The sequence below is a fragment of the Lactiplantibacillus dongliensis genome, assembly GCF_005405105.1.
GTDB lineage: Bacteria > Bacillota > Bacilli > Lactobacillales > Lactobacillaceae > Lactiplantibacillus > Lactiplantibacillus dongliensis.
Window position 1 is genome coordinate 1 of the sequence record NZ_BJDK01000058.1, and the last position, 8,287, is coordinate 8,287.

Annotated in this window: 8 protein-coding genes; all 8 read left to right on the forward strand. The window is 41.1% G+C overall.

Features of this window, described 5'->3' with window-relative positions:
- Positions 1 to 80 precede the first annotated feature (80 nt).
- Positions 81 to 956, forward strand: coding sequence for a hypothetical protein (locus FFM80_RS14170; protein ID WP_137641395.1), 876 nt, complete (start codon positions 81 to 83; stop codon positions 954 to 956).
- Positions 957 to 1,014: 58 nt separating this feature from the next.
- Positions 1,015 to 1,320, forward strand: a complete 306-nt coding sequence (locus FFM80_RS14175; protein WP_137641396.1) for a hypothetical protein — start codon at positions 1,015 to 1,017, stop codon at positions 1,318 to 1,320.
- Positions 1,321 to 1,461: 141 nt separating this feature from the next.
- Positions 1,462 to 2,874 carry an AAA family ATPase gene (locus FFM80_RS14180; RefSeq protein WP_171001126.1) on the forward strand — a complete coding sequence of 471 codons (1,413 nt, stop codon included), beginning with the start codon at positions 1,462 to 1,464 and terminating at the stop codon, positions 2,872 to 2,874.
- Positions 2,864 to 3,469 carry a hypothetical protein gene (locus FFM80_RS14185; RefSeq protein WP_137641398.1) on the forward strand — a complete coding sequence of 202 codons (606 nt, stop codon included), beginning with the start codon at positions 2,864 to 2,866 and terminating at the stop codon, positions 3,467 to 3,469. Before FFM80_RS14180 ends, FFM80_RS14185 begins: the two co-directional genes overlap by 11 nt.
- Before the next feature lie 194 nt (positions 3,470 to 3,663).
- The gene (locus tag FFM80_RS14190; protein ID WP_137641399.1) at positions 3,664 to 5,151 is read left to right on the forward strand and encodes a zinc ribbon domain-containing protein; all 1,488 of its coding nucleotides are present in this window, start codon (positions 3,664 to 3,666) and stop codon (positions 5,149 to 5,151) included.
- Positions 5,152 to 5,169: 18 nt separating this feature from the next.
- On the forward strand, positions 5,170 to 6,048 hold the full coding sequence (locus FFM80_RS14195; protein ID WP_137641400.1) for a zinc ribbon domain-containing protein: 879 nt from the start codon (positions 5,170 to 5,172) through the stop codon (positions 6,046 to 6,048).
- Between the two features lie 13 nt (positions 6,049 to 6,061).
- Positions 6,062 to 6,676 carry a zinc ribbon domain-containing protein gene (locus FFM80_RS14200; RefSeq protein WP_137641401.1) on the forward strand — a complete coding sequence of 205 codons (615 nt, stop codon included), beginning with the start codon at positions 6,062 to 6,064 and terminating at the stop codon, positions 6,674 to 6,676.
- A 27-nt stretch (positions 6,677 to 6,703) separates the two neighbouring features.
- The coding region (locus tag FFM80_RS14205) for a zinc ribbon domain-containing protein (protein ID WP_137641402.1) at positions 6,704 to 8,287 on the forward strand (1,584 nt) is incomplete at its 3' end.

Sequence of the window (8,287 nt, forward strand, 5' to 3'; positions counted from 1 at the left end):
TTCATGGCCTTTTTGACTAGTCTGAATAAAGAACTGGTCTAGTAGAGCAGGTGTTGCACTTCAATTTTAAATCGAGGAAGATGTTTAATTTTATAGTTCCGATTTTTACTGCAATTTTAGGATGGATAGGGTCTAGTGTGAGCAGAAAACATGCGGATAAAAATGCTAGGAAGAGTGAAATATTGGTTCAAAAAAATAATGAATTAACAGAAAGCCAAATAGAAATGAAACGCATCCTGGAAAACTTATCTTGTGAGATTAGTGTTTCTGCGGATAGTAGTAATAAAACATTAATTAGAAATTCTGCTATAGAAATGGATACTTTGGATACTTTAGTCGCAGGTTTTACGTTATTAGTAAAATGTAATATTCTTAGAGGTAGTATAAAATCAATGTTTGTTGCGTATCGGAATGATAAGAACTCAGATCCGTTTATTTATTTGAAATTTAGAAGTAAAGACGGAGGCTCTATTAATAAGTTTTTAGGCAGCATTGAGTTGAATACAATTGGAATTAATGGGGTGTTTGAAGATCTTTTTGCTAAGTCAAATGAACAATTCTTAACTAATGTTCAAGGGTATAAAAAAAGCCTATATCTTGTGATTTTGGATGCTAATAATAATTTGAACTTCCAAGCCATAGAATTAGCATTGTCACCAATTAGCCAGTTAAATCGGATCACTACGAGTAGGGTCAATCATTTTATTAGTGAAGAAAACATTACAGAATCTGATTTAAAAAAGACTATTCATTGGAAGTTGTTAGATTATGATTATTTTGTTGAAAGTGATCATAGAAAGACTATTAGGTGGCAACCTTTTCGAACTCAAAAAGAAAAAGAAAGGTATCCAATTTTGAGGCCATCGGAAGATTCGATAAATAGTCAGGAGTTGTTATGTGATATTAAAGTAATCAGAAAGCATTTTAAAGATTTTGACATTAACGAAAGAACTTAAGCTTGTTCTTAAAGAAACCAGAATGGTTGAAATATTGAATGAAAAGGATGTTAAGTTAATGACCAATGATGGCATACAAGTATTTCCAGCGGACTATAATTTTTCATACCATTTAATTCTTCAACGAGGAACAGCAAATTTTGCTTATTACTATTTTAAAGTGGATAAGCTTGATCAACGGGTAACGTTCTACGATGATTTAGAGCGCAGTGGTATTTCCATCAAAACGCAAATTACCCGTAACTTTATGCGCAGTCTAATTAGAGCTATTGATTGGCATCCGGTGGGGAATAGTATTATTGTGGAAATTTATAATGTTCAGCGTGAGATGTCTAAAGCAACTCGGTTAGCATGTGATATTTAAAATGGGCAGTGCAAAAGATAACACATCACTTAGATTACGTATACTATAATAAAGTAACTTATGTTGGTTGAAGCCTTAGATGTGTACAGTGTCAATTTTTTAAATTTCAATACTATCGAAACTTTTTAGGAGAATATGGTTATGCGAATTCAAAATTTAGGGCCGATTAAGGATGGTACAGTGCAGCTTAATCGGTTAACAGTACTAACTGGTAATAATGGTACTGGCAAGACATTAGCTGCATATAGCTTATTTGCGTTTAGATATTGGCTGGAGAATCAATTCACACCAAATTTAGTTACAGAGGCACAAATTCAGCAAATTATAGCTGGAGAACCGGTAACTAATACTGTTGACTATTATTTGTCAGTATTAGAGAAGCAGCTAATTGATAATTTTAATAAGTTAAATGATTCTGAGTCATTTTATCAAAACTTTTTTCGAGACGATAGCGTTTATGTAAGCGGAACAACAAAATTAACAATCAATAAACATGATATTTCAGAGCTTATTTTACCGAAAGAAAAGCGATTAAATTGGTTTTATCGCTGGGACTATAATCTGGAAACGGATAGTATTGAAGGTCAAAGTTCAGTAAACAATCTGATAGAGAATAGGATATATTCTACTTATTTGGACAAGTCTGACTCGATTTTCACTTACTATGATGTTGAAGGTGGTAAGCAAGAGCAATCGGGTGTCAGTCAGGCACCTTCAATGAGTCAAGCAACGAAACTTGTTAGTGGAAATATTTTCAATGATTTATTTGCGTCTAGAAAGACTAGTTTTTACATGCCTGCCGAACGAATCGGCATTAATGTTTTTAGAAATCGACTCAATAATCAAATCGTCAATGATAGCTTACAAGTACCGGTTGCAAATGCAAATCAAATAGAAACGACGACATCGGCCAATGAACGCTATCCGTATCCAATCGAAGCCTATATCAAGTATATTAATAACTCATTAGGTCGCTTGAAAGAGCCACTGGACAAAAGAGTTCAAGATGAGAAGTTAAAAGCATTAGTTGATGGGTTAGTACCAGGCGAGTTTGTTTATGATGAGGTTAAAAATGAAGTGAATTATAATTTGCCTGATCAAACTGAGAATAGAACAGTAACATTTAATTTGTTGTCATCTTCGCTAAAATCTCTATTTGGTATTGATATCTTTATTCGCAATATTGGTGAGGGTAATTGGCTCTTTATCGATGAACCAGAAATGAATTTACATCCTACTCGACAGGTGATGATGATGGACTTTCTCTACCAGCTTGCCGCGATTGGAACTAACGTTGTCATTTCAACACATAGTGATTACTTAGTCAAAGAGTTAATGAATTTGATGCTAGCTGATAAAGTTAAAGAAAATACAGCTACAAGTCAATTAGTGAGGGTTTACAATTTTGAAGCTAGCACTATCACTGATTTGGGTGATATAACTGATGATGATGTTGAACTAGCCAACTTTGATATAACCACAGATCAGATTAATAATCGTTATTATGGTCTAATTGACCAGTTGGATAAGCGTGGTAGTACTCATGAAAGCTGATTTCTTTGAACGGTTTCATAAAACAATCACGGAAGATTCCTATGAGTATCAGAGTAGAAAGAAGCGTCTTGTTCAGCTAATTCATGAGGACGATTATGAAATTAGTTTAAGCTATGTGGTTAGTGGTGATTATGCGGTCTCATTTAGGATTGAGGATATTAAGGCTGCGGCTAATTACTTAAAAGGACATGATCGGGCGGCTGGAAAAGACAATGATTGTACTATCATTGATGATTGTATTTACCAATTTGAAGTGAAGCATGTTAAACATATTGGTAATGCAAATCCTAAGCCACAATTTTTAGGTGGTTTGCAGTGGTTACGACATTTGATGTGGCTAGTGGCAGCGAGTGATAATGATATGTTAAAGGTAATTTCAAAATTGCCAATTTATAATATTGTCATTTTCATTCCTAAACATGGTCGTGGTATGGTGCGACACAAGGGTAACGCTATGTTTATGCAAAAGGATGATCACTTTTTACTAACACTGGATAACCCGGCTATTAAGATGATTGACTTAACGAAGTTTAAATGGCAGATGAGTGGTAGTAGTAACTATACGACAATATCGGATGCAGTGTCATTGATCTAGATTGCTCTGTGATAAACCACAATTAATTATATAATTACCCAACGTAAAAATACCGACTAACCCTAACCAAGTTAATCGGTATTTTTAGTTGCAGAAATTTCTCCCCACTAATTATTAAGATTCCAATAAATTAGCTTAAAATTATGATAAAGTATTAGATGAATAAGTTTATATCAAAGAGGGAGATTGGGGTATTGCATTTTCAACAGAAATTATATCGGGCAGCCGATGACCGAGGCGAGGAACGACGATTTTGTCCGAACTGTGGGCAGGCGGTCACGGCGAGTGATGAATTTTGCGGTAATTGTGGCTATAACTTGCTACAAGCGGCTGCTAGTCAGGAGACTACCGTAACCGGCGCTAGTTCTCAGCCACAATCAACGGCGACAACCACACAGTCCACGGTGACTCGTCCAGCTACAACTTCACGGACATCTCAGGTCAACAAGCAACCAGCATTACCCAAGTGGGCTTGGATCACGATTATCGTAATCGCCGTGCTAATTGGTGGGGCCTATTTATTCGGTCGCAATTATTATTCACGCGCCAACCAATTAGACCGCGATATTAGTGCGCTGAAGACTGGTAAGAAAGGGCTTGCCCAACAGTTTACCACGTCAGATCCGTCATTGAAGCTGACTGATAAGACGCTACAGCCGTTAGTGAAGCGTTTCAAGGCGAATCGCCAAGCGTTAGCGACTTTCCAGAGTCAACTCCGGACGGGTTCGATGACTACGGATGGACTATTTGAGTATACCGTCACTGGTAAGAAGTGGCTTTTGTTTGATAAGTATCAAATTAAAGTGAAACCACTCTATGCCAAGTTGACGACGAATCGCAGTGGGGTCCAGCTGAAGATTAATGGTCAATCAGTGGGATCATCCAATTCGAGTTATTATGAGCACAAGTTTGGCCCCTACGTTCCCGGAAATTATCAGTTGTTGGCATCCGGGACGGTCAATGGGCAACTGCTACAAAATAAGAGTACCGTCTACTTACATCAAAATAATCAACGCTACGATTTATCCTTAAAGACGATTTCATTTACCGTGACGGGTACGCCAAAGACGACGGTTTACTTGAATGGTAAGTCTCAGGGCCAGATTGGTAGTGATGGCACCTTAGCGATTAAGGAGACGGCTTGGTCGAGTAATTTGGAACTTACTGGTAAGTACAAAGTCGGTGGGACGACCGTTACTTCGAAGACCCGCAAAATCAACCAGAGTGACGCTGACGGTTCCGTGAGCCTGACATTCCCTGGGGTGATGAGCAAGGCAACGGCTAGTGACTACTTAACTGGGTTATTTACGGCCATTAGTAACTATACTGACAGTGGCGACTTGGGCGATGCAGCGGATGACGATGATAAGAACCTCGACAGTTACTTTGTTGATGGCACGGCTAACAGTGACTATCAAGGCTTTATGACGATGGCAAAGGGTTACTACAAGAACGATGGGGTCCTCAGTGTCGACTATAGTCCATCTGTCTTATCGGTCGCACCAGCTACCAAGCAACAGAGCCAACTGACTTATGATGTGAAGTATGATTTTGAGAATTCCAAAGATGAACGGATTCAAGTCTTCCGATACACGGCGACCTTAGAACCAAGTGGTGACAGCTACAAGATTATTAAGATCACGCCGGCGCAGAAGATTCGCGCCTATACATCGACAGACTAAAAATGGAGGCCCAAACTAATGCAAAATTATTGTCCTAATTGTGGTGAAGCCGTTGATGGTGACACCCGTTTCTGTACCCACTGTGGGTATGATTTACAACAAGCAACGGCAGAATCTGCCACTAATACTATGACTAATACGACACAAACGACGACAGATCAACCGAATCCAGCTGCGGCGCCAACTAATGATCGGGTGGCACAACTGCAGAACTATTCGAAGAACTACTTTAGCTGGTTTGTTGAATCGATCAAGCATCCTAACACGGAAGCGCCGGCTGAGAAATACTTCGGTATTATTTCAATGGTGTTGAGTGCCTTATTACTGACGTTTGCGATTGTGGCGGCGATTAACCGGTTCATTAAGCAAGTCAACGAATCGACCGCTAGTTCCATGGTGACGTTAAAAAACTTATCATTCGGCCTAGATACCAAGCTTTTCATTGTCGTAGTAATTGGTGTGTTGTTCTATATCTTAATTGGGTTTGGTGCCAGTGCGCTCGGCGATAAAAACGGGGCGGTTAACTTTTTTGATTATTTGAACCGTTTTGGTCATTTAACGAATGTTGGGTTAATTTTAAACATTGTACTGATTTTCTCCGTTTATACGATTACCTTTAACGTCGACTCACCATTGACCTTCATCAAGCAATTGGCCTTTGCGTTAGTTGTCATAGCGGCGATTAGCATGGTTTGGCAAGTCGGTTATATTATGGCGATTAACAATTCGATTAATGAGAAACGGTTCGACAAGTTTTATATTATTTTGATTGCGTTAGTTGTGTTGAGCTTAGCCTTTTACATCTTTGCCCGGATTGAATCTGAAAACTTAGTGTTAGACTTTGCCCAAGAATTTTCGCAAAACTCTTCACTCGGGGATCTCTTCAGTAACTTTTAGGAGGGGCGCTTAGATGTTTTGTTCAAATTGTGGTAAAAAAGTGCCCGCTGGTACGAAGTTCTATCCCTTTTGTGGCGCTAAGTTACAAGCAGCGCCATCAGCCAGTACGTCAGTAGCACCAACGGCAACGAACTGGCAGAGCCGTTTAACAATCTGGTATCACGGCCTAAAGTATCCCTGGCTTGCATGGGTCATTTTAGTTGTGCTCATCGTTGGAATTGGTAGCGGTGTTTATCATCACCAAGGTTTGAAAGACCAAGTAGCGCGCTATAACAGCTGGTATGTCGTCTCAAAAGCGGGTCTTGCTGGTCGCCCTACGAGTGATGGCGTGACCCAGATCGTTTTTCGTCAAAACGGTCGGGTGGCTTTAAATGCGGACGACGATGCCGATTCCTTACCAAACGCGGTGGGGATGCGGGTCAAAGACTTTGGCAATTGGCAAGGTGATCATAACCAAGTGACCCTGCATTTGAATGAAAATGGCTCAACCTTGAAGATGACCTTTACAAAACGCAGTAAGTTCTCAAAGGTCATCAACGGGACCAAGTATCAAGGTTACTTAGTGCAAGCTAATCTCGTCTCACAGGGCGATCACGAGCATGCCAATGTCTATCTCTTACATCGCTAACTGGCATTAATTTTGGAGGAATAACTGATGAAACTAACACAAAAAAGGTATCGGGCGGCCGATGACCAAGGTGGGGCCACCGCCTTTTGTCCGAATTGTGGCGCAAAGGTCATGGCCAGCGATGAATTCTGTGGGAATTGTGGGTTTAACTTAGCCCAGTTTGCCGCCGCTAACGCTGATCAATCTGAATCAATAGCACCTGAATCGGCCACGTCAGCCAGCTCAAAGCAAGTTACCACTGACAGTCAACCAACTGCCACGCAACCAGTCACTGTCCAACCAACGGCGAGTGCCCATCGTCGCCAATCAGCTGGTGGCAATCAGCACGGCAGCGCGATGCCAACTTGGGCATGGGTGCTCATTGGAGTGGTCGTAGTCGTCTTAATTGGCGGGTACGTGTTCGGTCATAGCTATTATAGCCGGGCCTCACAATTAGATCGCACAATTACCGCGTTGAAAACGGATAAAAGTGGTCTCGTGACCAACTTTACGAGCTCGGATCCTAATCTGAAGTTATCAGACAAAAAGATTAAGCCATTGGTTCGATACTTCAAGAAGAATCCGCAAGCTTTGGCGACCTTCAAACGGCAATTGAATAATGGTCAAACCGTTGACGGTGCCTTTACGTATCAATTGACGGGGAAGCACTGGCTGGTGTTTGATAAGTACCAAGTCAAAGTGAAGCCCGTTTATCCAACAGCGACGACTAACCGGAATGGCGCTAAAATTAGCGTTGACGGCAAGACCGTGGCCACATCGACAAGTACCAGCTACCGTAAGCAATTGGGACCATTAGTCCCCGGCACGTATACGATTGCGTCTAGCGGTACTGTCAGCGGCAAATCAATGACTAACAGCGGGACCTACCATTTGACTAAGTCCAGCCAAGTCATCGACCTCGCGTTACGCACCGTTTCGTTCACCGTGGAAACGGCGCCCAAGACCGTGATTTACGTTAACGGGAAAAAACAAGGTACCGCCGATTCAGCTGGCGAATTGGTTGTGAGCGAATTGCCGTGGTCTGGTAATCTGGAAGTGTCCGGTGAATACAAGCACGGCTCATCGACGGTCACGTCTAAGGCCACCCAAGTTACGGAAGACAATCAAACGATTAACTTGGAATTTGCCGGGGTGATGACGTTGAAAGATGCCGATGCCTATATGGATAACTTGTGGGTCGCGATTCAAGAGCTATCTAATACCGGTGACATTGATCAGGCGACGGATAACGATGATCGTAGCTTGGACGACTATTACACTGATGGTACCGATAATCCGCAATACAAAGAAATGGTGCGGATGTCTAAAGGTTATTATAATGATGATAGTCTGACTGGGATTGACTACGATTCAGAAGTCCGGGCCGTCAAGCCAATGAGTAAAAATAAATCAATCATCACTTATTACTTAACGTATCGTTTTGGTACTGATAACGGGACGCATTTGCAAGAGTTCAGTTATGACGCCGAAACCGTTAAGCAGGGTGACACGTATCGTATCGTCAAAGTCACGGGTGGACAAAAGATCCGCGATACTGTCGAACGGCAAGTTATACCAACGATATATCAGCAAAAAACATCATCTAATTCCAGCAGCGAGCTTCTGCCTGCC

Bases quoted from the DNA above. Each gene is read 5' to 3' on its own strand.
- FFM80_RS14170 (WP_137641395.1), top strand. From the start codon at position 81: ATGTTTAATTTTATAGTTCCGATTTTTACTGCAATTTTAGGATGGATA.
- FFM80_RS14175 (WP_137641396.1), top strand. From the start codon at position 1,015: ATGACCAATGATGGCATACAAGTATTTCCAGCGGACTATAATTTTTCA.
- FFM80_RS14180 (WP_171001126.1), top strand. From the start codon at position 1,462: ATGCGAATTCAAAATTTAGGGCCGATTAAGGATGGTACAGTGCAGCTT.
- FFM80_RS14185 (WP_137641398.1), top strand. From the start codon at position 2,864: ATGAAAGCTGATTTCTTTGAACGGTTTCATAAAACAATCACGGAAGAT.
- FFM80_RS14195 (WP_137641400.1), top strand. From the start codon at position 5,170: ATGCAAAATTATTGTCCTAATTGTGGTGAAGCCGTTGATGGTGACACC.
- FFM80_RS14200 (WP_137641401.1), top strand. From the start codon at position 6,062: ATGTTTTGTTCAAATTGTGGTAAAAAAGTGCCCGCTGGTACGAAGTTC.